Below are 24711 nucleotides of genomic sequence, written 5' to 3' on the forward strand. Positions count from 1 at the left end.
CCGCCATATGACAGACAACCGTGTTATCCTCTATTACAATGGCGCCATCAGCGCCCTGACCTTGTTCGTGCAGCATGCCACTGGCAGCGTCTGCGCGCCCTCACCTTTGCCGCTGCTGTCTTCGGCATTGGAGCCGGAAGAAACGGCGCATGACGTGGTATGCACGCATCCGGCCGCGGTCGTGCAGGCTGCCGGCGCGGCGCTGGATCTGCCGATTCATTTGCTGAAAGCCGAGGCCGGCTACCGTGAACGGATTGAGACCTCAAAAGGCATCGTCACCGTTTACTTGGCCCGCTTCGATCTGCTGGACCCGCCGCACCAGCTCGTGGAAAGCAAAGGCGGCCGGTTCAGAACCCTGACCCAATTAAGAAGCCAGCCGCCGGCCGAAATGGAATTGCTGCGCCGCGCTTATGCTTACATCATGGAGTCGTGAGCATGCTGGAATTTTTCGATGACGCGGCTTACGAACAGAGCGGCCTGTACATTCCCGAAGCGTCGGACTGCATGCGCTGCGGCCTGTGCGTCAGCCACTGCCCGACTTTCAGGATCAACCGCGTCGATGAGGAAACGCCGCGCCGACGCATACGCACGATCGACAAGATTCTTAACCAGTCCGTCGTGCCTTCCGGAGAAGAACTGGCGCATCTGAACAACTGCCTGCAATGCCGAGCCTGCGAGACAGTCTGCCCCAGCAAGATGGCTTATGGCCAGCTGCTCGACCAGAGCCGGCAAAAGCTCGCTGAAATGGCTGAGCCTTCCCGCCTGGCCGGCCTTGTTGAAAAACTGTCGCTGGCATTGATTGAACACAATTCCCGGCTGCGCTTGTTAAGCCGATTGCTCGGAATTTATCAATGCTCGGGCCTGCAAACTCTGTTGCGTAAATCCGGCCTGTTATCCGTATTAAAACTGGAGGCTTATGAATCCCTGTTGCCGCCGGCCATCGATGTAGCGCCGCTGCAGCCGTTTTATCTGGCGACAACCGAAAGGCGCGGCAGCGTGGCGCTGTTTACCGGCTGCATCGCCGAAAGCTTCGACAGGGCCACAGCGACGGCCGCCATACGCGTCCTGAACCGGATCGGCTTTGATGTGATCGTTCCCGGTCAGCAAGGCTGCTGCGGCGCCATACACCAGCACCGAGGCCGTGCCGAAACGGCGGCCCAACTTGCCTGGCGCAATATCGGCGTGTTCAACGCACTGGATGTCGATGCCGTCATCTACACGGCCAGCGCCTGCGGCCTGATGCTAAGCGAATACGAACAACTGGCTATTGACGATTTCGACGACGAGGAACTCGGTTTTTTCAGAGAGCGGCTGATCGATGTCAGCCATTTCATCAATCTGCACTGGCCCGACAATCTGCCGCTTCAAGCCTGCCGCAAAATCGTCGCCGTGCACGAACCGTGCAGCCAGCGCAACGCGCTGAAAAACCAGCAAGCCGTTTATGACCTGCTGGCACGCATCCCGGCCATCAACCTGATCCCGCTGGCCGACAACGCTGTCTGCTGCGGCGCCGGCGGCACGCACCGGCTGACCCATCCGCACATCGCCGACCCGCTCGGTGCCGAGAAAATCGAGCAACTGCATATCAGCGGTGCGGATCTGCTGGTTACTTCCAATATCGGCTGCGCGTTGCATCTGGCGGCCGGCGCCGGTCAATTAGAACCGCAGGTGGCGGTCATGCATCCGGTGGCGGTGATTGCCGGACTGATTCAGGACACCGGCTGATACGCCAGGTTACTTCCGTGGCTGAATCAGGAGGAAATCCTGGTCACAAGAGAAACGAAACCCTCCGTCCGGGCAAGTAAAATATCTGCGCACATACGCCTCAAGATCATCGCGAGCGGGCGGATTGGGCATCGGAAGCGAATTGAGCATGAACTCAGCAATCGTGTATGCGGCGTTAAAGTCCGACGTGGCAACATGCGCGGGAACGGTTTCAATCGCTACTTCATAGCAATCCCCTTTTTCGCACTGAAATATACGCGCCAATTCGGTTAAGTCAAAGCTTTGGCCTAAGAAATGCTGCAACATCTGCATTCCATCTGACTTATGGCGTTGAAGCACCACTACCAAAACGCCATCCGGTGATAACCATGATGTAAGCCGTTCCAGCACACGCATCCATTCTGTATCACTGATATGGTAGAGCACGTGGGAACAGAGCACGAAGTCCCCTGCAACCGTTATTTTTGCATCCAAAATCCCTTCAGGAAGCGCTTCAACCCGAGGACAATTCTTCTTCAGTTCCGCTCGTAATGACTCATTAGGCTCAATTGCAATCGTTTGATCGAACGAGTCGATGAACCAAGTGGTTACTTTTCCATTACCGGCGCCAGCGTCTATGAAAACATGCCGTGACGGAAGCGTCTTTATGAGCTGGTTGAGCCATTGTTGTGTCCTCAACTTTTGGTCCGTATGGTCGAGGAAGACCTGGAATACCTGATGGTACCCGTTGGCCTGTGAGTCATACACATTCACTCGTTCCGGCATATTCATCTTAAGCTCCTAAAGATTCGGTTTTCAGTAAATGATGCATATAGATAAAAACTATCTATCTTTTATTGACCAGTTTGTCGATGGCAAATATCCATTTTTAATTTTCAGCTAGCGCGGGCTGGGCTGGAGCTTTAGCGGAAACCTGGCATGGGCAGATCCTAATGCTGGGTTTAGCTTTGTAGCTTTGTAGCTTTGTAGCTTTGTAGGGTACGCACCGCGTACCTTTTCAAGGCTTACCGAGTTCACCCTAACTCCCCAAAGGTACGCGGTGCGTACCCTACTTCTAACACTTTCTCAGACAAATCAGCTGCGTCTGGCGCCATGCCTGTTTTTCATAAAACTTCAAAGCCGGCAGGTTGTTTTTGTCCGCCAGTAATTGTAGCCGCTTGAGGCCCTGCTCTTCTGCCCAGTCAATGGCTGCAGCCAGCAGTTTTTCGCCGATGCCCTGGCGGCGAAACTCCGCCGTAACGATCAGATCCTCGAGCAGTCCCACCGGACCGCCTTCAGCCGTAGAAATCAGGGTCAGCACGCTGCACATGCCCACCGCGCGCCCACCTGATTCGGCAACGAAAACACGATCCTTACCGCTTTCCAGCAATTGCTTGAGTCCGCTGACCTGCTTGTCCCGGTCAAAAACAAAATCGGCTTCGATGGCAAACAGTTCTTTCAGGAGTTCCGCCAGTTGCGCAACATCGGGAGACTCGGCGGTTCGTATGGTGATCATCGGTTAATCAAGAAAGAGCATTGGGGAGGGTTTACGGAGGAACTTTTTAAGCCTCAAATTCGCCATCTTGCTGCAAATGCGGACGCTTGAGCAAGGCAATCTGCTTACGCTTGTTGAGTACGATGCGAGTCAACTGAAGAAAAATCAGAAAGGCGCCGTAATACAGCGGAATGGAAATATCGACTTTCTCGCTGAAGGCGAAATGCGCGATGCTCAGCAAGGCGGCGGTATGGACAAAATTGTGCAGCTTCGCCCAGCGCTTGCCCAACCGGCGCATCATGTCATTGGTCGAGGTGACGGCCAGGGGAATCAAGATCAGATAGACAATCAGACCTATCTGAACGGCCGGGCTTATGGTAATCGCCTCGACGATATCGGTGCCGTTGAGGGAGTGATCAAAGACCAGGAATACCAATAAATGGACGGTGGCATAAAAGAAAACGAACAAGCCCAGCATGCGTCGGTATTTCATGATCGGCCATTTTCTGAACAGCAGCCTTAAAGGGCTGATCGCCAAGGTAATCAGCAGGAAACGCAAGGTCCATAAACCGCTTCGGTTCAACAGCTCCTCTATCGGATTCGCCCCGAGATTGTCGGTAATGATATCGCCTGCCATTAGTAAAAACGGCAGCAATGCACATATAAATAACAAGTATTTAAATGTAAAAATTGAACATAACTTTTTTATCATTAATTCATAATCTTTCAATTGGCCGCGCCAATTATTCATCATATTCCCTAATTGTTAAAGTGCAAAAACTGGTTGAGCGCACTATAGGTCCTTCTGGTTGTGCGAAAAAAGCCACCGATTCCTTCCACGGCGTTGACAAAGCCCATTTTCAGCAATTGCACGAAACTGGGGCGTTCCATGAGCGGCAGGCCTATTCCTTCAGGCACGGCATCCAGATGCGTGGCAAAAAGCCTGTCCCAAAAAGAGAAAACCACGCCGAAGTTTTTGTCGCGCTGGCTCAGCGCCCGGGAATGATGAAGCCTGTGCAAATGCGGCACGATAAAGATCTTCCCGATGTATCGTTCATAGGGAAATACGAGATTGGCATGCTGGAGAATGACGAACGCGGTCGTAATGCCTTCAAAATACAGGACAAGCACAGAACTCAGCCCCATCGCGATAAAAAACAGCGCCTTGACCGCGACAACCAGTATCAGAGCCAGGGTATGGAAGCGCACGGCCGTCGTGACGTTGACGCAGGCATCGCTATGATGGATCTGATGAAATCCCCAGAGGAACTTGAAAATGTGCTCGGAGCGATGCCATAAATAAAGCGTCAAATCCATCAGCACAAAAGCCAGCAGGTATTTGACCGGTCCATCGGCCATGCCGCTCAGCAGCCCGTAACCGGAGAATTTATCGACTAATAGATAGATCGATTCGACAGACAGTATCGCCAGGGCTATTTCATTGAACATGAACAGCTTGAAGTTGGTCCTGTAAGATTCAAGGACTTTACGAGGAGGGTCCTTGAGGAAAGGCATATTTCTTTCTACCTTGATAAGAATCACGAACAAAATCAGTGTCAGGAATAGTAACCACATGGTCATGTCTCCTTTTCACAGCTTAACTACAACAAATACAGGCTATTTTTTAGACACTAACAACCTGTTAAACCCCCAATCGGTATTTTTGTAAGATTACCGACATTATCTTGTCCGCATTACTTCAAAAAACCGTTACTGTTACGCCTTTGAGCGGTTTTCCCTTGATTTTGTTCAACCGATTTTTCAATGAAAAAAAGCCTTGTATCCGGTATCAATACTGGCTTTGACGGCTTTCTGCTTGTGTTTTCTACAACACCCAACGATGTTGGCAAGCATTTTGCTTTTCTCCAGATAAAAGGGGAAACCCAAACAAAGCCACTATCTATATTAAAAGTTCTGGAGAAAAAACAATGCTACTCGACACTTATCAAGCGAAAGGATTACTGACGGTCACACTGGTAAACGGCCAGACCAGCGATGCCGGTGTATACGCTTACCGTGGCGATCTGGTTTTGAAGGAAGGCAAATTGCGCGAAGGCACTACCAATACAAACGACCGCAACCCGCCCGAAGCGCTTTTGATTCATTCCGCCCTGCTGATCGAAAACGACAAAATCAAATTCATCAACGGTCTGCTGCCGGAGCTGAGCTTGCTGCCCGTGCTGGTCGAAAAATACAAAGACGACCTGGCCGAAGACTGCATTGCCCTGATTTATGTCGAGAATATCGGCAAGGGCATGCAAGTGGTGCTGGAAGGCGTGACTTATAAACTCATCCCGTACAAACAAGGCCTGGTCTGGAATGAACTGCTTGACGAATTGTATATAGAGAAAAACGATTTGAAAGGCCAATCCGCCGAAGACAAAGTTGCGACGGCTTACAGAGAGGCAAAAGCCTATAAGCCGAATACCGAGATCGTTTCTTTTGAAGAAGCCGAAAAAAATACCATTGTTGTGGTCAAGGAAGCGGCGGTCGGAGCGGTCTAGCCAGTTTCAGACGCACCAAACTGGATAGCTTGAAGCCGATTTTGGTGCAAGAAGGGGCTTGAAATTAACCACAACTGTAACAACCCATTGAGTAAACAGGAATTTTTAATCTGGCGCTATTAGTGCTGCTGTTCGTAAGTGTTACCTCTCTCATCATCCTTCTCATTTGCCCATGAAGCAGAGCTCGGCGTCTTATCTTTTTGATAAGGCGCTTTTTTTTGCCCGAAAGACAGCCTGCATCAGATTGCAATAAAAAACTGGCAAACGTTTTGCATGATTAATCAACAGAACCTGCTGACGCCGGCTAAGCGATTGAAAACATTTAGCAAGGTTTTTCCGCGGGCGCGAAAAACACGGTCAAATTGTCAGCTTTACTACAAACAACCGTACCTTTGCGAGGAGTGACTGTCGCAGTCATTACATAACGATGAAATATAAAAAAATCTCCGCTGCCGAATCTGAAAAACTGATCAAGGAATCCCAGCCGCTGATTCTGGATTGCCGTGGCCTGCAAGATTACAAGGCCGGCCATCTGGAGGATGCGCTGCATGTGCACGAGGGCCTGAAGGAATCGCTGGTCAAACGCGGCGACAAACAGCGCAGTCTGTTGATTTACTGCTATTACGGCCATGCCAGCGAACACCTGGCTGAATTCTTCGCTGACTTCGGCTTCAAGGATGTCTACAGCCTGCAAGGCGGCTATGCCGGCTGGCAGGAACGCCGCAAGGATGCCACCGATGCAGCCTGAGATTGCGGACTGGCTGCGGAGCTGTTGCTCTTCCGCCAAACAGAACGAAGCCGGCGTGCATCCATTGATTTTAGCCTGCCAGCAGGGCCGCAGCGACATCGTCGAATACCTGCTCGGGCACGGCGCCGATTTAAATATCACCGACCAGTACGGCAATAACGCCTTGTGGGCCGCCTGCTGTGCGCAGGACATCGCCTGTATTGATGCCCTGCTCGATGCCGGCATCGACATCGATTACCAAAACCCCGATTCGGGCGCCACCGCCTTGATCTTTGCCGCTTCCAGCGGCCGGGAGCAGGTCGTTGAACGGCTGCTGGCAGCCGGCGCGAATCCCGATTTGAAAGTTCATGACGATTTCACTGCACTGGAACTGGCATCGACCAAAAAAATACTGAAATTATTACTTACCTCCTCCCAACCCCAAAGCACACAATGATCAGGAGTTTGATATGCATCCCTTACCTCGTGAACTAGCCCTGCGCATCGCCCTGGCGACCCGCGTCCTGCCCGGCATCGGCGTGCCGAAATTGCTGGACATTCTGCATGAGCGCGTAGGCTCGCCGCTGAGTGATGAAAAGCTGAAATCGATCACCGTCACCAACCTCAAAACCGGCATCGGCAGCCTCGATGGCGAGGAAGACGGCGAGGACATCGGCATCGGCCTTGAAAACATCAAACTGGCGGTACGCTACCTGTGGGGCGATGAACTGGAAGATGAAGGCCTGCCAGCCATCCAGCCCTACAAGGACGGCGACATGCCCGAATCGATCCGCGTCGCCATAGGCTCGAACAGCGGCGCGCTGCTCAATGGGCATTTCGGCTCCTGCATCCGTTTCCTGGTTTACCAGTTGTCGCGCACCGACTGCAAGCTGGTCGATATCCGTTCAACCATCGAAGCCGATGGCGCCGACGACAAAAATCTGTTTCGCGCCAATCTGATCAAGGATTGCCATGTCCTGTTCGTGCAGTCAATAGGCGGGCCTGCGGCCGCAAAAGTCATCCGCGCCGACGTCTATCCGATCAAGGTGCCTGATGTCATCGAAGCGGCCGATAAGCTGAAAGAATTCCAGAAAGTGTTTGATGCGCCGCCGCCCTGGTTTGCGAAAGCGCTGGGACGCCCTGCCGAAGAGCGGGTGCGCTTTAGTCATGGGTGACAAGGGCTGATAAGGCATCGCTGACGCGGCGGCTGTTTGAATCGGTTCCAAATATTCTATAGCCGGACGGGGCATATTGCCCCGTCTGAAATATTTGGCCTTAGGTTAAATGCGGTACATGCCGGCTGAGCGATAAACTTTATTGGAGCGGGGTATTCACATTACTTTTATCGCCGATGTATAAAGCAGTCTGCCAATATTCATCTTTAAAATAACGAATTGAGACAATAGTCTTGGATCCCTCTTTACTGAATCGGGTGTGTTCGCCGCCGGAAGTGGTCGTATTTGTCTGATGGGTCCATTGCGGTCCCAAACACCGTTTCAAGATCCCTTCAGCTTTCTGAAAATCGGCCTTCGCTCCATTGATGTCATCGGCTTTCCATTCACAAAAGTAATTGTCCAAGCCGTCGCTCCATTCCCAGACCTGACAGTCATCGGCCTCAGGAAACAATACTGTTGCATCCCAAATGGTCATTCTTCTGGTGAAACGCTTGTTTTTCTTATAACCGACAAACTCATTAGGATGCGCTTCTATTATTCCGTGCAGTTGAGTACAAATCTCTTCCTCCGACATAGCCTCCCGTTTAGGCTCCAAAGTGGAACATGAAGCAGACAGGAACGCAAAGGCCGAAATTAAAAGCATCGATTGCGTGAATCCGGCTGGACTGGATAAATTGAACTTCATTGCTGCCTCCTAACGATTGAAATTTCTACTCGGTCTGGATCTTATACCAACAATGATAAGAATAAGTTCGCGCATCTAAGGATTCGGTTAAAAATAACTTTCCGATTTGTCGATGAAATCAGCGCTTATGCAGGGGCGAATTCATTTATGCCTTTTGGGGTATTCGCCCTGGGCGACTTCCAACAGTAGACGCTTCGCTTAGAGCGCCTACTGTTGGTAGGCGAAGTCGCCCCACACCTGTTGCTCGTCAAGATTCAGGGAAGTTATTTCTCGCCCTATCCTAAGCATGGCCCTGCTTTTAAGCATCCGAAAGGTACGCGTTGCTTTTCTTAAGCATTGTCAACTATGTAAATCATCAAGCACTTTACCGGCCAGTTTCGAGATATAAAACACTATCCCCAAGGCAAACAGCAATCCGAGCGCCAGTAACGGATACGACACCGCTGGATGCGCCGGAGAGCCGCTGGCCCAGCCTGCTATATGTTTGGTCGTGTAGCCAATATAGACCAGCGTCAGATTGTAGATAAATATGCCGCTGGTCGCCGTCAAATAAGGCCAGAACCGGACCGGCGCAATGGCAAAGGCATAACTGAGCATTGCAAACGGCAGCGGCGTCAGCCGCAACAAAAACATCAATTTCAAAGACTGAGTGGCCAAAGCGGTATTAAGCGCGGCAAACTTTTCGCTTTTTGCGATGAAACGGGCTACCTTTTGCCTGAATAAATAACGGCCCAGCACAAAGATCAGCGATGCCGCAAGATAAGTGGCAATAATGATGCAAAACATGCCTTCGCCAATGGGAAATAGCAAACCTGCGGCAAAGCAGAGCGCATCCACAGACACGACCAAGGGCGTCAAAATCACGAATAAACCGATGAAGCCCAGCGGCGCCCAAGGTCCCAGAGTTTGCACCCAGTGCTCAATATCCGGAAGATGCAGTTCCAGCTCATGCCCGATCAGGATTAAAAGCGCGGCAATCGGCGCCAGAGGCAATAACCTTCGGGCCAGAAGGCTCAGTTTTCTCATCATAAAGCGTATTTAAAACAGTGGAATGCCGTTGACCTTATGCCAGTCGAGAATGCCCTGCCAGATATCTTCGGCTGTCTCCGCATACCAGAATAATTGCCGATCTTCCGGATCAACCACGCCTTCATCAATTAAAAAATCGATATTGAAAGCCTGTCTCCAGTACGCCTCGGAGACCAGAATCACCGGCACCTGCTGGATCTTGCGGGTTTGCATCAGTGTCAGCGTTTCAAACAGTTCGTCAAACGTGCCATAGCCGCCCGGAAATACGACTAATGCCTTGGCCCGCAATAAAAAATGCAATTTACGTATGGCAAAGTAATGAAACTGAAAACAAAGATCGGGCGTGATATAAGGGTTTGGATATTGCTCATAGGGCAGATGAATGTTCAGCCCAACCGTTTTGGCGCCGACGTCGAAAGCGCCGCGATTGGCGGCTTCCATCATGCCCGGCCCGCCGCCGGTCATGATGACGCAGCTGCAATCGGAAGGCCCCTCGCCGGATTCGCCAACTAAACGACCAAACTCGCGAGCGACATTGTAAAAACCGCTTTTGGCATAGATGCGTTCAGCGATGGCCAGTTTTTTTTGTAAATCCACATCGTCCGGCCTGTTTTCCAATACAGCCCGCAATGCTTCGACTTTCCGCTTTGCGCCGCCGGGTTCCTTGATGCGGGTGCCGCCGAACACAACAATGGTATGTTTGATTTGATTTTCCTGAAGCAGCCTTTCGGCTTTTAAAAAATCGACCTGCAACCGGAAAAAGCGCAGATCATCCTGATAGAGGAACTCGAGATCGTGATCGGCCGGGCGATAACTGGGGCTGGCGAGAATTTTTTTAAGCCGTTGCGGGGCTTCCGGATCTTCCTCGGCCGGTTTGGGCAATTCCCAGGGCAAAGGCTCCGATCTTGGGATGCTGCTTGGCTTTAAAGCAGGTGCATCGGTTTTTACGTGATTAGCCATATGATCTCTTCCATTTTTATTAACGTTAAACGCTCAAGCCATTCTCGATTAAACAATAGCCTGGATAACCAAATAATGCGTTGATGCCGGCCCCGAATAACGGCGCACCCCGGATACAAATACTTAGTGCCTTTTCTGACTGTTTTATTCCGGATAAGGCTCACAGAAAATACGCAAGCCTACGGAGGCGGCTTTAGCCGACTGTTCAAGCAAAAACCTGAGCCTTGCCCCACTAAGTATTTGCCCGTCTTGTCCTGATCGCTTTTGCCATGCTACGTTTGCTTGAAAATATCCGGAGGGCCAGACCATGCACGTAACCTATGAACAGGCGGAAATGGCGATAGCGGCGGCCATTGAGGAAGCCACGAGGATCAACACCCAGATGTGTATTGCGGTAGTAGATTCGGGCGCCGATCTGAAAGCGTTCGTGAGGATGAACAATGCCTGGGTCGGCAGCGTGGATATTGCCATCAAAAAGGCCAAGACGGCCTGTTTCTTCGGCATGAATACCGGGCAGATCGGCGAGCTGTCGCAGCCGGGCGGCAAGCTTTACGGCATTGAGCACTCGAACAACGGCCTGATCACTTTTCCCGGCGGCATCCCCATCGTCGACGAGGATGGCGTTCTGATCGGCGCAATCGGCGTCAGCGGCAGTACGGTGGAAAACGACCATCAGGTCGCCAAGGCCGGGGTTGAGGTCATTGGCCTTACCGATCTGCCGGCGCACCCGTGGCGGACTTGAATTCAGGATAACGGCAAGGTGGGCGCAAAGACCTGCGCCCACCCTGTTCAACTAGGCTTGCAACCGCTCCAGACGCTCAGCCATTCTGGCAGACACCATTGCCTCATGATGGCGCCTGAGCACTGAATCAGTCGGACGCTCCGGCAGCTCGGACTCAATTTCGGCCTGAAGATGGGTCAGGAAGTGCCGTCTGAGCACGGAATCTTCCGGTATCCTCATTTTATGCGGGACATGAACGCGAACTTCCTCGCGAACGACCGCCAGTGATGGTTGCACTCTGGCTTCAGGCTGGCTGCTTTGAACAACGGGCTGACTACTTGCCGGCGCTGCAACTGCGCTTGCCTGCGGCGCAGGCGCTTCTTCGCCGCCTGCCTGAGCCGATGGCCAGCCCAGCACCACTCTTATCATGGTTTCATAATGCCGGCGCAGAGTGGAATCGGTCGGGTAGGGATTGGTCAGTGCCTCGCGCTCGGCCTGCAAATGCGCCAAATAATGCCGTCTGAGCACGGAATCCTCAGGCAGCCAGTCTTCTTTCGCCGACTCTGCCTCGGCGTGCACCTCATCGTAAGTTGCCACCGAAGAGGACTCGCGCTCCGATTCGATTTCCTCCTGCAGGCTTGCAATGGCGGACTGACCGCTTGCGGCATCCGTGAGCCTGCTTTCCTCCGGCGTCGGCACATTTTCTTCGCGCGCCTGTATCGATGGGCCGTCCAGCTGGATTTTCACCATGGCGTCATAATGCCGGCGCAAGGTGGAATCGGTCGGGTAGGGATTGGTCAGCGCCTCGCGCTCGGCCTGCAAATGCGTCAGATAGTGCCGTCTGAGCACGGAATCCTCCGGGAGCCAGTCTGCCGGCAGTTCTTCGCGAGCGGTTGCCGGTGCCGGTTTCGGGGCTTCCGCAACAGTGGCAGGAATTTCCTCATGAACAGGGGCTGGAGCCGGCTCTGCCTTCGGCGCTTCGGCTATTCTGGCTGTTTCCGCAACAGCCGCGGAAGCCGTCTCGCGCACAGCGACTGGAACAGGCTCTGCTTTTGGTTCCTCTGGGGTGTGATGACGCCTGTCTTCGGCGCCAAGATGGCGTCTCTCAACGAAAGGCTGATCGCTGTCTGAAACCTGAAAACTGCTTTCCGCCTGTACGTTGAGCGCATCCTTCCGGCTTGCCGCGGCGGCAGGCGCGCTTTCGGGTCTTTTCGGGCTTGGCTTTGCCGCACTGCTTCTGGCCGCCTTTTGTTTGATCAAGTAGCGTTTGACAGCCCAGAATATAAGAATGAGTGCCAGCGCAGCCAATCCGACCACTATATGTAACGTTTGCATAATGTTTACCCTCTCTTAAATTTATCGATTAAACCCGCCGTATTTCTTCCACTGAAGCTTGGTTGCCTTTTTTAGACAGACAGGGCTTATTGTTCAAGCCAATGTCACCTTCTGACCCTGAGCGGCGGACTGCAAGGCCGCGACAATTGTCTTGCAATTGATTTTGGCATCGTCGAACGACAGCTGCGGCGGTTTGCCGTTCAGCACGCAATCGCTGAAATGCTCGATTTCCAGCCGAAAATGGTTGGCCGCCGGCAGGCGCTCTTCGCATTGCTGCCCATCTTCGGTCCACCAGGAAAGCACCGGCACATCGCCGGGCAGCTGCCAGACCGTATGGCATTTAACGCCGCCTTTCGTGCCGATCACCTCGTATTCACACCGGCGCGCCCTTTCAAAGCTGAAATCGACATGAGCGAATCTGCCATCACCGAAATCCATGATGCCGCTGGTGGTAATATCCGCCCCGCTTTCGACATATCTGGCCATGGCCGTTACCGCCAGCGGCGCATGATCGAAAAACAGCCGCGCGGAATGAATCGCGTAACAACCGATATCCCACATGGCGCCGCCTCCGCGCCCGACGCTTTCGGCCAGCCGGTACATGCGCGCGGGCCGCATCATGAACGAATAGCTGGCGCGCACTGACCGGATCTCGCCGATGAGGCCCGAGCGGATCAGCTCCAGAACCCGCGCATGCTGCGGATGAAAGCGGTACATGAAGCCTTCCATGACCGTGACATTGCGACGGCGCGCCGCGGCTTCGATGGCTTCGATATCAGCCACCGTCAACGCCATCGGCTTCTCGCACAGCACATGCTTGCCCTGTTCGATGGCGCGCAATGCCCATTCCGCATGCTCGTGATTCGCCATGGGCAGATAAACGGCCTGAATGTCGGGATTATGAAGCAGCTCATCCAGATCGTCATACGTATGAACGCCCTGCTGTTGCGGCGCATACTGCGTCAATGTTTGCGCGGCCGCGCCGGGCCGCCGGCTGGCTATCGCGATCAGTTCAGAGTTATGCGCTTCCACAATGGCGGGCAGCAGCCGCTCATTGACGCGCGCCGCACCCAAAATGCCCCAGCGTAATTTCGAATTGTTGCCCATAAGAGTCACCTCTGTTTACCATTTGGATATCATTATAGCCACCTGGGCTGAGTTCACAAATCCGGCGTTTTGAATGTATGCCTGTAACGGGAGTTTGTCAGTACTATAACTCCGTCTGAACGTTAGAAATGTGCGTTGGGCAAATAAGGAAATAAAGCAATAGCCGAGGAATTTTTTGTAAAAACGAGGATTTGCGGTTCTGAAATCTCGAAAAAACTTTCCTGATAAAACGTCCGCGCGGAACACGAAACTAAAACAATGGTAAGCGGTGCATTCCCTTTGCAACCGCTCTGGCCGGATTCCCGCATAGCTTCAGCTTAGACTATAGACTGGGCGCGGGAAACGGGGATGGAGGAAAAAAATCTCCCCGAACTATCGGGGAGATAAAATGGCTATTATTCAAAAGTACCGCCGTAGGTCGTGGTTTGATCGAAGTCGGACCAGACATATTTAGGTTCGGCCATGCTTTTGGTCGGGATCGGGCTGGTGAGTATGTCAAATACGCCCGATGCGGTTCTGCCTAATGTATGCAAAGTACCGTATATCAGTCCTCCGGTCGCTCCGACGATTGGATTGGTATCTTTGCTCATATTGACAATATTTTTGGGGACTTCTCCAATTCCGGTAAAAAGATTGGCAGACCCTGTTAAAAACTTATCGCCTACTTGGTCAAAATAGCTTTTTTCATCATCAGCCTGGCTGACCGGTGCGTATATGCCGACTGCCAAAACCAAAACCAACCCCATCGGTTTAAATTTATACATAAATATACTCCCTGATTATTATTAATATAATATCGAATCGATACCAAGTATAGTGTAATTAATCTGCCCGGTCAAAACTACAGCACGCGATACACCTAAAGAATGCTTAACAAGGCGTCAGGTTCTGTTGATACTGCATCCCGCAGGACTTTGATTTTCTGGTTTTTTGCTGAAATTTCAAACTGAACAGCGGCAGGCCAGGCCGGACTTCCGCCAAGCTACCCGCCCAGCCCGGTAAGGCACGCACTGAGTACCTTTTGGATTTAATTCATCTGAATATTTTGAAAAATGGTAGGCGGTGCGTACCCTGCTTCCTGAATTAGCCATCCGCGCCGGGTTTCCACTAAAGATCCAACCCAGCTCACAAGCTACGCAGCAGGCTTAACGTCAAAAGCCACGCAGACCCGCTCCTGGTCGGACTGGAAAGGCAGGGTGTGATGGAACAGCGATGAAGGAAACAGCACCAGATCGCCCACCTGCACATCCACTATCTGGCTCGGAAAGTCGTCATGCAGTCTCGGATAATCGTCGCCATCGGTGCTATACGCGAAACTGCCTTCATGATCGGTGATCCGCTCCGGCAGCTTGAGATAGACGCAGCCGCTGATCCAGCCTTCCTCGTGGATGTGTGAGCCCAGGTATCCGCCTTTTTTCATGCGCAGATACCAGGAGCTGGTAAACTCGATTTCCTGCGGAAAATCCACGATCAATCGGTCGCTGGTTCCTGCGTAATGCTGCCGGTATTCGATGATCTTTTCGCTGATCAAGGCCGCAAGCTGCTGAAAGGACCGCTCGGAGCGCAGCAGTAAATTTCCGGCGGACTGTATGCCGTAATACAGCCGTCCCTGCTTCCTTTCGGCGATAGCTAGATGCTGAATGTCGTGCAGCAATTCCTGAAGCAGCGGATTGTCGGGATCAGTCAATTCATTGATGTGCGTATGCCGCACATAGTCCATCGGCGCCGCGCAGAAAGGGTAAGGGTTTTCCTGATGAAAATTGCTGGCGTAATGGGTCGACAAAGCACCAAGCAGAACGGTAGTTGTCCGGGCATTAGCGGTCAGCGCATCGAAGCGCTGCTTGAACAGTTCGAATTGCCCGGTTTTGTATAAACATTGCAGCGCCCTCTCCTTGCTGTCGGCAAAGTCGGAGGCCTCGAAATAAGGGATGGCGTCATTGAGCCGGCCGGCAAGGCACAGATATTCGCCCAGGTTGTATTTGGCACGGTCATGATCAGGCTGAACCTCAATGGCCTTTTTATAGCAGCGGATCGCTTCATCCATCTCGCCGCGGTCGCGCAGCGTTTCGCCAAGCGAGTTCCAGGCCTCGGCAAACTGAGGGTCCTGACCGACGGCCTCCCGAAACTGCCGGACCGCTTCCTCGTGCTGTCCCAGTCCGTACAGGACCGCCCCGAGGTTAAAATGCCCGCGCGCATCGGCATTGAGCGCCAGCGCCCTGCGGTAACACTGCTCGGCTTCTTCAAGCTTGCCCTGCTGCTGCAGGATTGTGCCGAGATTGCCCAGCGCCGCAAAAAAGCCGGGTTCAAGGGCAATCGCCTCTTGATAATGCTGTGCCGCTTCGTTCAACAGGCCCTGGCCCTGCAGCAAAATGCCCAGATTGAAATGAGCGACCGTCAAAGCCGGCTTGAGCTGCAGCGCTTTACGATAACTGGCTATGGCTTCTTTGACATCATTGAGTTGGGTGAAAAGCACGCCGAGATTGAAATGAATTTCAGCGATACGCGGATCGATGGCCAGCAGTTTCCGGAAACTGGCCACCGCTTCACGGTACTTGCCCTGGCCTTGCTGGCAAAGCCCGAGTATGTTGTACAGGATGGGCGCTTTGGCATACTTGCTTAGCATCGATTGCGCCGTCGCTTCGGCTTGTTGCAGACGACCGGCCTGAAAGAACTGGTGCAAGGCTTGCAATTCAGCGGGAGAAGGTTGTTTTGCTTGCTTCGGCTGCGTTTTCATCGAAAATCAACTCAATCGTGGTAACAAATGAGCGGATTCTAACGTAATGCGAGAGGGCTGTCAGCCGTCTTTATGCACTTGTTTAACGCTCGTTTCAGCTATGACCTGGTCTTGCTGTATCGGGAAATAAAAAGCCAGTATCCGCTTTTAGGATTACGGAACCAGCCTTAAACTTGAAATCAAAACTGGCGTGCGGGCAGAATCATGCTGAATAAAATAGTGAGCGGTGGACAGACAGGCGCCGACAGAGCGGCCCTGGATGCCGGCATCGAACTGGGCTTTCCGGTTGGCGGTTATTGTCCGGCCGACAGGCTGGCGGAAGACGGTGAAATCGATGCCCGGTATCCGTTGACGGAACTCGGCGGCGGGTACCGGCAGAGAACCCGGAAAAATGTCGACATCTCGCACGGCACTGTCATTTTCTATGATTCAGCGCCGCATGGCGGCACAGAACAGACGCTGGCGTTTTGCATGCAGTTCCATAAGCCTTATAAGCTCATCGATATCAGTCTGGTGGGTTGCGGCCTGGCATCAAAGGTTATCTGTGATTTCATCGAAAGCCATCATATTGCCGTCCTGAATGTGGCTGGCCCGAGACAGAGCAGTTGCCCGGCCATTTATGCTTATGTTAAAGAAGTCATTAAAAATGCCATCAAGCAGTCGGACTGAGAAATATCAAGAAAATCCGTAATTTATCCCGCCATGGTGGACAATAAACGTCCGAATCTGGCATTATGCCGCCTCACTATGCCTTGTATTCCACAAGGTTGAAACAAACTGTATAAGGTAAAGCAATGAGTAACCTCCCAAAATGCCCTGCATGCGGCTCGGAATTCACTTATGAAGACGGCGATATGTACATCTGCCCTGAATGCGCGCACGAGTGGCCAAAAGGCGAGACAGCCGAAGCCGGTTCCGATGAGTTGGTGGTCAAGGATGCCAACGGCAACATACTGCAAGACGGCGATAGCGTCACCGTCATCAAGGACCTCAAAGTCAAGGGTTCATCCTCAGTGGTCAAAGTCGGCACCAAAGTCAAAAACATCCGCCTGGTCGAGGGTGATCATAACATCGACTGCAAAATCGACGGCATCGGTGCCATGAAGCTGAAATCGGAGTTTGTTAAGAAGAGCTGACAGGCCCGGTTAATCGAACGCGATCGACGCGGCTTCTTAGGTGTGCATCGATCGCAGTTGATGCGCTTCACTGCATTGCCTGCTTTGGGTCATCTCATCCTATTATTGATCCGGCCCTTGAAAGTGTTAACTCCGTTCGCCTTGAGCGTGTCGAAAGGCGGCAGGGCTTCGGCCCTCTCGGCCCGAACGGTTCAAAGATCATGGGACTGGATCAATAAGCTGAGCGCTGCCTCCTTCCAGTTGTGAATGTAGGTGCGTCGTTATCACTTGCCATGGCCGTTGCCACCACCATTTCCACCGCCATTACCACCACCGTTTCCACCGCCATTGCCATTGCCACCGCCATTGCCGTTGCCATTTCCAGCACCTGCACCGCCACCACCAGCACCTCCACCAGCGCCACCAGCGCCACCAGCGCCACCACCACCTCCGCCAGCGCCTCCACCTGTCACCAATAATGCCACGCCCGATTTAACCGGATCGACCTCGGCGATATACGAAGTAAGCTGTACGGTTTGTGTAGCGTTTCTCGGATCTGTCCAAGTCACTTTGACGTTAAGTTGCTTGCAATTGACAGAATTGGCGCAGTCATCAACCGTCCAGGTCCGGGTAAAAGTGCTGTTGGCACCGACGGCAGTATCGTTATCCGATCCCGAATAGCTGATATAAGAATTTTGATTGGCGAAGCCGCGCAGTTGTTCTATTTTGTCTTGCGCCAGATTCAAGGCATGGGTTTTCATGCGGCTATCCGCACTGCTGATCAGCGTAATGCCTTGCAATCTAGCCATTCCCAGCATCGCCACCGCCAAGATCAGTGCGGAGATCAATGCTTCTAACAAGGTAAAGCCTCCCTGAGAAGCATGCAGCAATTTTTTCATGGTCATTTTCCTTTAAAAGTCTTTCCAGGTTCCGGGAATGCGTGTGGCATCGTCCATGCCTATATTGAATACAGTATTTAAGTCAGTACCGTAATCAACTTCTATAAACTGTGTGTTGGCATTGGGTTTATTAACGTCGCCTTCCCAAATGACCGAACCGTAAATAGTTGCGCCCCCCCAGCCGTTAGCATCGCATTCAGCCCCCGATTCAAAATAAATGATGCCGTATATCGTGATTGTCCCATTAAATCTCGGGCAACCTCTGGTACTGGGGATAATTAAAAGAATCGGTTTATAGGGTGCGCCTATCGTGAGGGAATCAACACCCGTGTCGGAACATGTACCGATCATGCTGCCATTATTGATTGGACCATCGTCATCGATCACATAAATAGAGGGCGAAGAGATAGCGGGGCCGCAGGGTATAGAGTCAGGGCCAGAGTAAACATGGCCGGCATCGGTGGCTCTTGTAAAAGCTTCCATGAAATCCATTTTGAATCTGCTGTTCCAGGCACAGTGAGCATCGGGGCAACCGGAGAAAAAGCCGCGGTTAAATGCCGTTCCAGCACCTTCCTCGCCGAAATCCTTGATGCCGTTGCCATTGGCATCATTCCAGGCTGTAACATCCAGATGCCCTTGCGGCAAGCAGCCTTCAGTAGCTGCACTGCCACTGAGAACGGCATTGTTTGAGGCATTGAGCACAAACGTATCGGGCGTGCCGACTGGCGCACCGGTAATGCACCCTGCTATCACCCACGGGGGCGGCATGGGCAACCCGGGCTCGAACAATTCTAAGGCGACCTGTTTAACAAAGGCTTCCGAGGTCGCGGCAATGCTGCCATCATTAACGCCTTGCGCTGTCGAGGTGATTTTGATCGAGTCGATGCCTTTTGTGTAAGTCAATGTGTAGAAATAGCTCTCTCCCGTCGATGAGCCGGTCACCGTTGTTAAGGCCGTTGGGCATCCCGGCGGCAATGATCCTGAGGAACAGGTGACGGTATTAGGAAGGCTATTGTGTTTTGCCCAGCCTATGCCGTATTCCAGCCCGGCCTCGGCCGCCTCCTGCACTTCGCGGGCCCGCAGATCATTGCCGGTAACTTTCTGCTCCATAAGACCGGTTCGCGCCGTGGTCAATGAAATAACGGCCATGATTATCGCCAGCATCATCACAACAAATAATGTGGCGGCGCCCTGCTGGCGGGCTTTCAAGTTGAGGTTCGGAAACGTCATGATTGACTCCACAAAGCGTAGCGGTTAAGGAATCGGGGCCATATACTTGTCGTTGCGCACCCGCACCTGTTCGGTGATGGTTTGCGTGACGGCATTGTCGTCGCGTAAACGGCCGATCAATGTAATAGTGACATTACGCACGTATAGGCAGGCAGGATCGGGGCTACCATCACGGGCGCAGGTGTTGCAGACCTCGCCGCTATCGCAAAAGCCGTTATCATTGTCATCCCCATAAGGAATGCCATCGGTATCGGCGGTTTCCGAGACGCCATCGCCGTCATCATCATTGGCCATGCTGCTGACATTGAGAGTTGTTGAGATCAGATTGAACGTCAACCCGGTGATTTCCACTTCCGATTCGGTGATGGACTCCCAAGTGCCATCGGTGCAGTTTGCATTGGTTGTGCCACTGGTACGCATTTCCAGATTGCCACTAACCAATCTAAAACCGAGTCTATCGCTTGACACTACATCTATGCGACCATCTCCATCATCATCTTTATCATCGCTTTCATCCCTGTTATAGGCGTAAACAATACACGTATTGCTATCATAAACCGCCAGTTCAGCGTTAGCGTCAAAAAAAGGATTGTCTTGCAGCGAAGCCAAATTAGTCGCAGGGTCAGATGTCACAAACCCTGCCCGTCGGATGTCGCGCTCTATGATATCCATCATGGCACGCATATCCTGATTCAGACGGCTGAGTTTAATGTTATCGGATTGCCCTCTGACCGAAGTGACAAAAACACTGATGCCAGCGGCAACAATAATCAGGCCGATCAGCATACCGATCAGCAGTTCAATCAGTGTTACACCGGTTTGCTGTTTATGGATTATTAACATGTTTCGTAGCCTCCCATTGAACCGCAAATCCGTGCGCGACCCAGCGTGCTGACTTTGACTTCGGCGCTAAAGTTGCTGGAAGTGATTGTGACTGTGCCGTTATTGGGATTGATGCCTCGTATCGGATCAAAAGTGGTATAGGCAACGCCACCGGCGAAACTAGCCGATGATAAGGTTATTGCGGGGAAATCGCCGCCGTTAACTGATTTAAGCAGCGTGTTGCTGCCGGCGGGATCGACATGGACGGTATAACTCCATGAACTGCCAGGAGTGAAAGTGACTCTGACTTTTTTATTGCGCTTAATCGCTTCGGCCCGCGCCCAGCGCAGATCGGCTAACATGGCTTCAGCCGCGCCGGTGATGCGTTGTTTGTCGAGAGCAGTGCCGAATGAAGGAACGGCAAGCGCCGCCAGGATGGCGATAATGGCAATTACGATCATTAGCTCAAGCGACGTGAAACCTGAACCCTTTAATTTTTCATAGGCCTTTTTTTCGTTTTTCATAATTCATAGATACATATCGGTTTTTGACGAATTCACTAAGCATTACTTAAAGCGTCTTGTTTAAGTAAGATTGCTTCTGTGCCAGCAGTAGCAAAAAAGTCGCCGACCGGAATTTGCGCTCAGCGAAAGACCGCGCCTTCGTGCAATGCAAAAAATAAAGCGTGTTAAAGGTTACTTTAAGCATCATCTAAATCCTTTGTAACAGTCAGAATCTTCCAACAGGTTTGTTCCCTGGTTACGCTGGGCTCTGAGTTATTTGTTCTCCAGTATCATTGATATCTACTGGAGAATCTGCCCGGTACATATGCCGGCAGGCAAATAAGCCGGAATACGACAAACAATTAAGAGCGCAATCACCTTAATTCAAACGCTAGTTAAAAGCCGTGATCATCTTCACGTTTAAGAAATATTTAAGAAAAATTTAAGATTTACTAAGATACATAAAGAAAAGGGCCGGGCCTAGCCAATGTGTTCATCCCAACGGCGTATTGTTCAGCCGTCTCGTGGCTGTCGAGCGGCATCACGGCAAAAACTGAACGCGCCTGAGGGATGGCCCTGGTTCCGGCAGGCTTTGGCGAATTCGGCAACCGTCTTTTGGTGGGCAATTTCGGCGATTGCAGGATTAATGCCTTTGACCTGGCGACCGGGAATTTATCGGCCAACTGGAATCTACCGATAATGTTCCCGTTCGGATTAAAGGCTTGTATGGATTCACCTTTGGCAACGGCTTTCTGACTCGGCCAGTCAATACCCTGTTCTTTACCGCAGGGCCGGGTGATGAGCGGCACGGAGTCTATGGCCGCCTTGATGTGCAGTCACATGACCATCTGTACCGAAAATGACGATACAAATTGAGACGCTTCCTGGTGATTTGTCATCGGTGGGATGGCTGGATGGTCTAGAGCATTTATTTTTTAGTCAGAAACATAGCCTGAATGCCTGAAGAAGTTCAGGCATTCGTCGGGATGAAACCGCTCCATTAATTGGCCGACAGTGCGCCAGAGATTGTCATAAGTTCGTGCCGCTGCCTTGCGCAAAAGCGCCTTCAGCTTGGCGAAAACCTGCTCGATCGGATTCAGATCAGGGCTGTAAGGCGGCAGGTATTTGATCGTCGCCCCGTGTGCTTCAACAATATCCCGGACTTCCGCCACCTTATGCGCAGGCAGGTTGTCACAAATAACAATATCACCGGGTTTCAAAGTTGGCGCCAGCTGCGAACGCAGGTATTCCTTGAAGGCTTCGCCCGTCATGGCTTGATCCACACACCAGGGTGCCGTGAGTTTGTCGGCACGCAAGCCGGCAATAAAAGTCAGCGTTTGCCAGTGACCAGCTGGGGCAGCATCCCGGCAGCGAGCACCACCCAAGGCCCGTCCATAACGACGGATCATGTTGGTAGATAGCCCTGTTTCGTCCAGAAACACCAACTTCGACAGATCGCAGGTTTGCTGCCAGGCTTGCCATTGCTCGCGAGCCCTGGCGACATCCTCGCGCTGCTGTTCACTGGCAACGACCGTTTTTTTTATAGCGATAGCCCAGTTTGTGCCGGATAAACTTATCAATGGCCGAAATCGATACACTCAGGGCTTGTTCAGTTTCCAGCCAATCCTGCAGTTCCTTCAAGGTCATCGATGGGCTGTTCGCCAACTGTTCCTTGATGGCGGCTGCATAGGGTTCCAACAGGGCCCGTCTGTAACCACCGATCGGCTTGCTCTGAACGCCGCCGGTGTTTTTCCAGAGTTGATGCACTCTGGAGACAAAGGAGGGGCTGACTTGATAGTGCGCGCTGACTTCGCGTGTCGTTTTGCCGCTGTCAACAGCCTTCGCGACACGCAAGCGCAAGTCTTCTGAGTAAGGTTTGGGCATCTTCGGTCATTCTCATTCAATGAAGCCCCATTTTAGCAATACGGCTTGATCTTAGGTAACAGATAAATGCTCTAGTTGACAGTGTGCGCTGATATCCTAAAGAACCCATCGACACCCTTGATGCGATTCACTGTGTTCAACTCATCCCCTCTGGCTGCGTTGCTCCTTGCGCCCTATTGGATTATCCCCGCATAAGCCCTATGGATGTGGCTTATGCGGAGAAAATGACGGGATCATTTCCTGCCGATGCAGTGGTCAGCGCATCCTGTCAGACTACAAGATTCCCTGCTGACTTTTACGTCTAGCGCCAAGTAAACCTAGTAATCCTGAACCGAAAAGCCAGACTGCGGCAGGAACGGGTACGGCACTAGGAGCATTCTCATACTCTACATAATATCCGGTTATCCAACTGTCAGCTGACCCAATATCATTCCAATAGTTGTTAGTCCATTTCATCAGATAATTTTCGCCGCCACAGCAATTGTTGGGTTCCCCTCCTGCCCAATTTGTATAAGACCACGTTTCCCCGGTTATCCATTCCCATATCCCTTCATGTCCTGCATCAAAGGCGCCCAAATAACCAAAAGCGTTACCCGCTATAGATGATATGAACTGATCTTCGCCGGCATCTGAAACAGTAGCCAAATGTCCATTCACTCCATTGTGAAGGGAGCCTGCAGCGCCGTTCACTGCGTTATCCCAACTGATATTTCCAGTACTGATAAAATCATACCAGTGGCCATTGCCAGCATATTGCACCGGCGCGGCATTCGCCGAACCCACTGAAGCCAACAGTGCAATACTGCTCAATAAAACTAATTTCTTCATAACCATTACCTTTAATTCCGTTTATAATTCAAAACATTAGCAGCCTGTAAGAGACTGCTGCACAACTGCACATTACTTAATGCAGGGCTTGAGTATAGTAGCAGAATATTTTCAAAAATATGAGAAAGTTCACAGAAAAACCCGAGACTACACAATTGACAATTTCAACTCCATATGTTAGAGCATTTATTTTTTAGTCAGAAACATAGCCTGAATGCCTGAAGAAGTTCAGGCATTCGTCGGGATGAAACCGCTCCATTAATTGGCCGACAGTGCGCCAGAGATTGTCATAAGTTCGTGCCGCTGCCTTGCGCAAAAGCGCCTTCAGCTTGGCGAAAACCTGCTCGATCGGATTCAGATCAGGGCTGTAAGGCGGCAGGTATTTGATCGTCGCCCCGTGTGCTTCAACAATATCCCGGACTTCCGCCACCTTATGCGCAGGCAGGTTGTCACAAATAACAATATCACCGGGTTTCAAAGTTGGCGCCAGCTGCGAACGCAGGTATTCCTTGAAGGCTTCGCCCGTCATGGCTTGATCCACACACCAGGGTGCCGTGAGTTTGTCGGCACGCAAGCCGGCAATAAAAGTCAGCGTTTGCCAGTGACCAGCTGGGGCAGCATCCCGGCAGCGAGCACCACCCAAGGCCCGTCCATAACGACGGATCATGTTGGTAGATAGCCCTGTTTCGTCCAGAAACACCAACTTCGACAGATCGCAGGTTTGCTGCCAGGCTTGCCATTGCTCGCGAGCCCTGGCGACATCCTCGCGCTGCTGTTCACTGGCAACGACCGTTTTTTTTATAGCGATAGCCCAGTTTGTGCCGGATAAACTTATCAATGGCCGAAATCGATACACTCAGGGCTTGTTCAGTTTCCAGCCAATCCTGCAGTTCCTTCAAGGTCATCGATGGGCTGTTCGCCAACTGTTCCTTGATGGCGGCTGCATAGGGTTCCAACAGGGCCCGTCTGTAACCACCGATCGGCTTGCTCTGAACGCCGCCGGTGTTTTTCCAGAGTTGATGCACTCTGGAGACAAAGGAGGGGCTGACTTGATAGTGCGCGCTGACTTCGCGTGTCGTTTTGCCGCTGTCAACAGCCTTCGCGACACGCAAGCGCAAGTCTTCTGAGTAAGGTTTGGGCATCTTCGGTCATTCTCATTCAATGAAGCCCCATTTTAGCAATACGGCTTGATCTTAGGTAACAGATAAATGCTCTAGTAAAAATTTGCTGACTATCATCTGTTACGATACGCAT

30 protein-coding genes are annotated in these 24711 nt (G+C 51.9%); 9 read left to right on the forward strand and 21 right to left on the reverse strand.

Annotation, left to right across the window (positions count from 1 at the left end):
- Positions 1 to 7: 7 nt before the first annotated feature.
- Together ACTNE6_RS15700 and ACTNE6_RS15705 are read left to right on the forward strand one after the other, a co-directional pair.
- Positions 8 to 433 carry a hypothetical protein gene (locus tag ACTNE6_RS15700; RefSeq protein ID WP_442497410.1) on the forward strand — a complete coding sequence of 142 codons (426 nt, stop codon included), beginning with the start codon at positions 8 to 10 and terminating at the stop codon, positions 431 to 433.
- A gap of 2 nt (positions 434 to 435) precedes the next feature.
- Positions 436 to 1725, forward strand: a complete 1290-nt coding sequence (locus ACTNE6_RS15705; protein WP_442497411.1) for a (Fe-S)-binding protein — start codon at positions 436 to 438, stop codon at positions 1723 to 1725.
- 9 nt (positions 1726 to 1734) lie between these two features.
- Here ACTNE6_RS15705 and ACTNE6_RS15710 read toward each other — a convergent pair whose 3' ends face one another.
- The 4 genes from ACTNE6_RS15710 to ACTNE6_RS15725 all read right to left on the reverse strand — a co-directional run bounded on the left by ACTNE6_RS15710 (position 1735) and on the right by ACTNE6_RS15725 (position 4774).
- On the reverse strand, positions 1735 to 2496 hold the full coding sequence (locus ACTNE6_RS15710; protein WP_442497412.1) for a class I SAM-dependent methyltransferase: 762 nt from the start codon (positions 2494 to 2496) through the stop codon (positions 1735 to 1737).
- Positions 2497 to 2779: 283 nt separating this feature from the next.
- The gene (locus ACTNE6_RS15715) at positions 2780 to 3220 is read right to left on the reverse strand and encodes a GNAT family N-acetyltransferase (RefSeq protein WP_442497413.1); all 441 of its coding nucleotides are present in this window, start codon (positions 3218 to 3220) and stop codon (positions 2780 to 2782) included.
- 46 nt (positions 3221 to 3266) lie between these two features.
- Positions 3267 to 3836 carry a sulfite oxidase heme-binding subunit YedZ gene (locus ACTNE6_RS15720; RefSeq protein ID WP_442497414.1) on the reverse strand — a complete coding sequence of 190 codons (570 nt, stop codon included), beginning with the start codon at positions 3834 to 3836 and terminating at the stop codon, positions 3267 to 3269.
- Between the two features lie 122 nt (positions 3837 to 3958).
- Positions 3959 to 4774: a sterol desaturase family protein gene (locus ACTNE6_RS15725; RefSeq protein WP_194968597.1), complete on the reverse strand. Its 816-nt coding sequence runs from the start codon at positions 4772 to 4774 to the stop codon at positions 3959 to 3961.
- A 353-nt stretch (positions 4775 to 5127) separates the two neighbouring features.
- Between ACTNE6_RS15725 and ACTNE6_RS15730 the strand changes: the two genes are divergently transcribed.
- The 4 genes from ACTNE6_RS15730 to ACTNE6_RS15745 all read left to right on the forward strand — a co-directional run bounded on the left by ACTNE6_RS15730 (position 5128) and on the right by ACTNE6_RS15745 (position 7605).
- On the forward strand, positions 5128 to 5703 hold the full coding sequence (locus ACTNE6_RS15730) for a hypothetical protein (RefSeq protein WP_194968596.1): 576 nt from the start codon (positions 5128 to 5130) through the stop codon (positions 5701 to 5703).
- 427 nt (positions 5704 to 6130) lie between these two features.
- Positions 6131 to 6451, forward strand: a complete 321-nt coding sequence (locus tag ACTNE6_RS15735) for a rhodanese-like domain-containing protein (protein ID WP_442497415.1) — start codon at positions 6131 to 6133, stop codon at positions 6449 to 6451.
- Positions 6441 to 6887 (forward strand): ankyrin repeat domain-containing protein, encoded by a 447-nt coding sequence (locus ACTNE6_RS15740; RefSeq protein ID WP_442497416.1) that lies wholly within the window; start codon positions 6441 to 6443, stop codon positions 6885 to 6887. The genes ACTNE6_RS15735 and ACTNE6_RS15740 overlap by 11 nt, the downstream gene beginning before the upstream one ends.
- Before the next feature lie 13 nt (positions 6888 to 6900).
- Positions 6901 to 7605, forward strand: coding sequence for a dinitrogenase iron-molybdenum cofactor biosynthesis protein (locus ACTNE6_RS15745; protein WP_194968593.1), 705 nt, complete (start codon positions 6901 to 6903; stop codon positions 7603 to 7605).
- 139 nt (positions 7606 to 7744) lie between these two features.
- On the opposite strand, the gene ACTNE6_RS15750 is transcribed toward ACTNE6_RS15745, so the two are convergent.
- From ACTNE6_RS15750 to ACTNE6_RS15760, 3 genes are all read right to left on the reverse strand, one after another.
- Positions 7745 to 8290: a hypothetical protein gene (locus ACTNE6_RS15750; RefSeq protein ID WP_442497417.1), complete on the reverse strand. Its 546-nt coding sequence runs from the start codon at positions 8288 to 8290 to the stop codon at positions 7745 to 7747.
- 339 nt (positions 8291 to 8629) lie between these two features.
- Positions 8630 to 9319, reverse strand: coding sequence for a TVP38/TMEM64 family protein (locus tag ACTNE6_RS15755; RefSeq protein WP_442497418.1), 690 nt, complete (start codon positions 9317 to 9319; stop codon positions 8630 to 8632).
- Between the two features lie 9 nt (positions 9320 to 9328).
- The gene (locus ACTNE6_RS15760; RefSeq protein WP_442497419.1) at positions 9329 to 10279 is read right to left on the reverse strand and encodes an LOG family protein; all 951 of its coding nucleotides are present in this window, start codon (positions 10277 to 10279) and stop codon (positions 9329 to 9331) included.
- A 307-nt stretch (positions 10280 to 10586) separates the two neighbouring features.
- On the opposite strand from ACTNE6_RS15760, the gene ACTNE6_RS15765 reads away from it, so the two are divergent.
- A complete protein-coding gene (locus tag ACTNE6_RS15765; RefSeq protein WP_434482727.1) occupies positions 10587 to 11021 on the forward strand; it encodes a GlcG/HbpS family heme-binding protein in 435 nt (144 codons plus the stop codon).
- Between the two features lie 51 nt (positions 11022 to 11072).
- Here the strand turns inward: ACTNE6_RS15765 and ACTNE6_RS15770 are convergent, their stop codons facing one another.
- From ACTNE6_RS15770 to ACTNE6_RS15785, 4 genes are all read right to left on the reverse strand, one after another.
- Complete coding sequence (locus ACTNE6_RS15770) at positions 11073 to 12335, reverse strand: hypothetical protein (protein WP_442497420.1); 1263 nt, start codon at positions 12333 to 12335, stop codon at positions 11073 to 11075.
- 93 nt (positions 12336 to 12428) lie between these two features.
- The gene (locus ACTNE6_RS15775) at positions 12429 to 13442 is read right to left on the reverse strand and encodes a Gfo/Idh/MocA family protein (RefSeq protein ID WP_442497421.1); all 1014 of its coding nucleotides are present in this window, start codon (positions 13440 to 13442) and stop codon (positions 12429 to 12431) included.
- A gap of 395 nt (positions 13443 to 13837) precedes the next feature.
- A complete protein-coding gene (locus tag ACTNE6_RS15780; protein ID WP_194968586.1) occupies positions 13838 to 14206 on the reverse strand; it encodes an exosortase system-associated protein, TIGR04073 family in 369 nt (122 codons plus the stop codon).
- A 368-nt stretch (positions 14207 to 14574) separates the two neighbouring features.
- On the reverse strand, positions 14575 to 16176 hold the full coding sequence (locus ACTNE6_RS15785; RefSeq protein WP_442497422.1) for a tetratricopeptide repeat protein: 1602 nt from the start codon (positions 16174 to 16176) through the stop codon (positions 14575 to 14577).
- Positions 16177 to 16380: 204 nt separating this feature from the next.
- Here ACTNE6_RS15785 and ACTNE6_RS15790 point away from each other — a divergent pair, with 204 nt between their 5' ends.
- On the forward strand, positions 16381 to 16845 hold the full coding sequence (locus ACTNE6_RS15790) for a putative molybdenum carrier protein (protein ID WP_442497423.1): 465 nt from the start codon (positions 16381 to 16383) through the stop codon (positions 16843 to 16845).
- A 125-nt stretch (positions 16846 to 16970) separates the two neighbouring features.
- Positions 16971 to 17312, forward strand: a complete 342-nt coding sequence (locus ACTNE6_RS15795; protein ID WP_268117840.1) for a zinc ribbon domain-containing protein YjdM — start codon at positions 16971 to 16973, stop codon at positions 17310 to 17312.
- A 263-nt stretch (positions 17313 to 17575) separates the two neighbouring features.
- Here ACTNE6_RS15795 and ACTNE6_RS15800 read toward each other — a convergent pair whose 3' ends face one another.
- The 10 genes from ACTNE6_RS15800 to ACTNE6_RS15845 form a co-directional block, all read right to left on the reverse strand.
- On the reverse strand, positions 17576 to 18190 hold the full coding sequence (locus ACTNE6_RS15800) for a type IV pilus modification PilV family protein (RefSeq protein WP_442497424.1): 615 nt from the start codon (positions 18188 to 18190) through the stop codon (positions 17576 to 17578).
- A 12-nt stretch (positions 18191 to 18202) separates the two neighbouring features.
- Positions 18203 to 19420 (reverse strand): pilus assembly PilX family protein, encoded by a 1218-nt coding sequence (locus ACTNE6_RS15805; protein WP_442497425.1) that lies wholly within the window; start codon positions 19418 to 19420, stop codon positions 18203 to 18205.
- Positions 19421 to 19444: 24 nt separating this feature from the next.
- Positions 19445 to 20263 carry a PilW family protein gene (locus tag ACTNE6_RS15810; RefSeq protein ID WP_442497426.1) on the reverse strand — a complete coding sequence of 273 codons (819 nt, stop codon included), beginning with the start codon at positions 20261 to 20263 and terminating at the stop codon, positions 19445 to 19447.
- On the reverse strand, positions 20257 to 20766 hold the full coding sequence (locus ACTNE6_RS15815) for a GspH/FimT family pseudopilin (protein ID WP_442497427.1): 510 nt from the start codon (positions 20764 to 20766) through the stop codon (positions 20257 to 20259). Before ACTNE6_RS15815 ends, ACTNE6_RS15810 begins: the two co-directional genes overlap by 7 nt.
- A gap of 431 nt (positions 20767 to 21197) precedes the next feature.
- Positions 21198 to 21554 (reverse strand): hypothetical protein, encoded by a 357-nt coding sequence (locus ACTNE6_RS15820; RefSeq protein ID WP_442497428.1) that lies wholly within the window; start codon positions 21552 to 21554, stop codon positions 21198 to 21200.
- A 126-nt stretch (positions 21555 to 21680) separates the two neighbouring features.
- Positions 21681 to 22325 carry an IS630 family transposase gene (locus tag ACTNE6_RS15825; RefSeq protein ID WP_442496982.1) on the reverse strand — a complete coding sequence of 215 codons (645 nt, stop codon included), beginning with the start codon at positions 22323 to 22325 and terminating at the stop codon, positions 21681 to 21683.
- Positions 22264 to 22629, reverse strand: a complete 366-nt coding sequence (locus ACTNE6_RS15830) for a helix-turn-helix domain-containing protein (protein ID WP_442496983.1) — start codon at positions 22627 to 22629, stop codon at positions 22264 to 22266. Before ACTNE6_RS15830 ends, ACTNE6_RS15825 begins: the two co-directional genes overlap by 62 nt.
- 273 nt (positions 22630 to 22902) lie before the next feature.
- Positions 22903 to 23457, reverse strand: a complete 555-nt coding sequence (locus ACTNE6_RS15835) for a lectin-like protein (protein WP_442497314.1) — start codon at positions 23455 to 23457, stop codon at positions 22903 to 22905.
- Positions 23458 to 23650: 193 nt separating this feature from the next.
- Complete coding sequence (locus ACTNE6_RS15840; protein ID WP_442496982.1) at positions 23651 to 24295, reverse strand: IS630 family transposase; 645 nt, start codon at positions 24293 to 24295, stop codon at positions 23651 to 23653.
- On the reverse strand, positions 24234 to 24599 hold the full coding sequence (locus ACTNE6_RS15845) for a helix-turn-helix domain-containing protein (protein ID WP_442496983.1): 366 nt from the start codon (positions 24597 to 24599) through the stop codon (positions 24234 to 24236). The genes ACTNE6_RS15840 and ACTNE6_RS15845 overlap by 62 nt, the downstream gene beginning before the upstream one ends.
- Between the last annotated feature and the right edge of the window lie 112 nt (positions 24600 to 24711).

This window comes from Methylobacter sp. sgz302048, from assembly GCF_052162025.1.
Taxonomy (GTDB): domain Bacteria; phylum Pseudomonadota; class Gammaproteobacteria; order Methylococcales; family Methylomonadaceae; genus Methylobacter.

What these genes read in the sequence shown, in the direction of transcription:
- ACTNE6_RS15740 (WP_442497416.1), top strand. Translation starts at nt 6,441, where the DNA reads ATGCAGCCTGAGATTGCGGACTGGCTGCGGAGCTGTTGCTCTTCCGCC.
- ACTNE6_RS15730 (WP_194968596.1), top strand. Translation starts at nt 5,128, where the DNA reads ATGCTACTCGACACTTATCAAGCGAAAGGATTACTGACGGTCACACTG.
- ACTNE6_RS15780 (WP_194968586.1), bottom strand. Translation starts at nt 14,206, where the DNA reads ATGTATAAATTTAAACCGATGGGGTTGGTTTTGGTTTTGGCAGTCGGC.
- ACTNE6_RS15785 (WP_442497422.1), bottom strand. Translation starts at nt 16,176, where the DNA reads ATGAAAACGCAGCCGAAGCAAGCAAAACAACCTTCTCCCGCTGAATTG.
- ACTNE6_RS15805 (WP_442497425.1), bottom strand. Translation starts at nt 19,420, where the DNA reads ATGACGTTTCCGAACCTCAACTTGAAAGCCCGCCAGCAGGGCGCCGCC.
- ACTNE6_RS15760 (WP_442497419.1), bottom strand. Translation starts at nt 10,279, where the DNA reads ATGGCTAATCACGTAAAAACCGATGCACCTGCTTTAAAGCCAAGCAGC.
- ACTNE6_RS15725 (WP_194968597.1), bottom strand. Translation starts at nt 4,774, where the DNA reads ATGTGGTTACTATTCCTGACACTGATTTTGTTCGTGATTCTTATCAAG.
- ACTNE6_RS15830 (WP_442496983.1), bottom strand. Translation starts at nt 22,629, where the DNA reads ATGCCCAAACCTTACTCAGAAGACTTGCGCTTGCGTGTCGCGAAGGCT.
- ACTNE6_RS15710 (WP_442497412.1), bottom strand. Translation starts at nt 2,496, where the DNA reads ATGAATATGCCGGAACGAGTGAATGTGTATGACTCACAGGCCAACGGG.
- ACTNE6_RS15705 (WP_442497411.1), top strand. Translation starts at nt 436, where the DNA reads ATGCTGGAATTTTTCGATGACGCGGCTTACGAACAGAGCGGCCTGTAC.
- ACTNE6_RS15770 (WP_442497420.1), bottom strand. Translation starts at nt 12,335, where the DNA reads ATGCAAACGTTACATATAGTGGTCGGATTGGCTGCGCTGGCACTCATT.
- ACTNE6_RS15755 (WP_442497418.1), bottom strand. Translation starts at nt 9,319, where the DNA reads ATGATGAGAAAACTGAGCCTTCTGGCCCGAAGGTTATTGCCTCTGGCG.
- ACTNE6_RS15800 (WP_442497424.1), bottom strand. Translation starts at nt 18,190, where the DNA reads ATGAAAAAATTGCTGCATGCTTCTCAGGGAGGCTTTACCTTGTTAGAA.
- ACTNE6_RS15845 (WP_442496983.1), bottom strand. Translation starts at nt 24,599, where the DNA reads ATGCCCAAACCTTACTCAGAAGACTTGCGCTTGCGTGTCGCGAAGGCT.
- ACTNE6_RS15715 (WP_442497413.1), bottom strand. Translation starts at nt 3,220, where the DNA reads ATGATCACCATACGAACCGCCGAGTCTCCCGATGTTGCGCAACTGGCG.
- ACTNE6_RS15700 (WP_442497410.1), top strand. Translation starts at nt 8, where the DNA reads ATGACAGACAACCGTGTTATCCTCTATTACAATGGCGCCATCAGCGCC.
- ACTNE6_RS15745 (WP_194968593.1), top strand. Translation starts at nt 6,901, where the DNA reads ATGCATCCCTTACCTCGTGAACTAGCCCTGCGCATCGCCCTGGCGACC.
- ACTNE6_RS15790 (WP_442497423.1), top strand. Translation starts at nt 16,381, where the DNA reads ATGCTGAATAAAATAGTGAGCGGTGGACAGACAGGCGCCGACAGAGCG.
- ACTNE6_RS15750 (WP_442497417.1), bottom strand. Translation starts at nt 8,290, where the DNA reads ATGAAGTTCAATTTATCCAGTCCAGCCGGATTCACGCAATCGATGCTT.
- ACTNE6_RS15835 (WP_442497314.1), bottom strand. Translation starts at nt 23,457, where the DNA reads ATGAAGAAATTAGTTTTATTGAGCAGTATTGCACTGTTGGCTTCAGTG.
- ACTNE6_RS15775 (WP_442497421.1), bottom strand. Translation starts at nt 13,442, where the DNA reads ATGGGCAACAATTCGAAATTACGCTGGGGCATTTTGGGTGCGGCGCGC.
- ACTNE6_RS15720 (WP_442497414.1), bottom strand. Translation starts at nt 3,836, where the DNA reads ATGGCAGGCGATATCATTACCGACAATCTCGGGGCGAATCCGATAGAG.
- ACTNE6_RS15765 (WP_434482727.1), top strand. Translation starts at nt 10,587, where the DNA reads ATGCACGTAACCTATGAACAGGCGGAAATGGCGATAGCGGCGGCCATT.
- ACTNE6_RS15815 (WP_442497427.1), bottom strand. Translation starts at nt 20,766, where the DNA reads ATGAAAAACGAAAAAAAGGCCTATGAAAAATTAAAGGGTTCAGGTTTC.
- ACTNE6_RS15795 (WP_268117840.1), top strand. Translation starts at nt 16,971, where the DNA reads ATGAGTAACCTCCCAAAATGCCCTGCATGCGGCTCGGAATTCACTTAT.
- ACTNE6_RS15810 (WP_442497426.1), bottom strand. Translation starts at nt 20,263, where the DNA reads ATGTTAATAATCCATAAACAGCAAACCGGTGTAACACTGATTGAACTG.
- ACTNE6_RS15735 (WP_442497415.1), top strand. Translation starts at nt 6,131, where the DNA reads ATGAAATATAAAAAAATCTCCGCTGCCGAATCTGAAAAACTGATCAAG.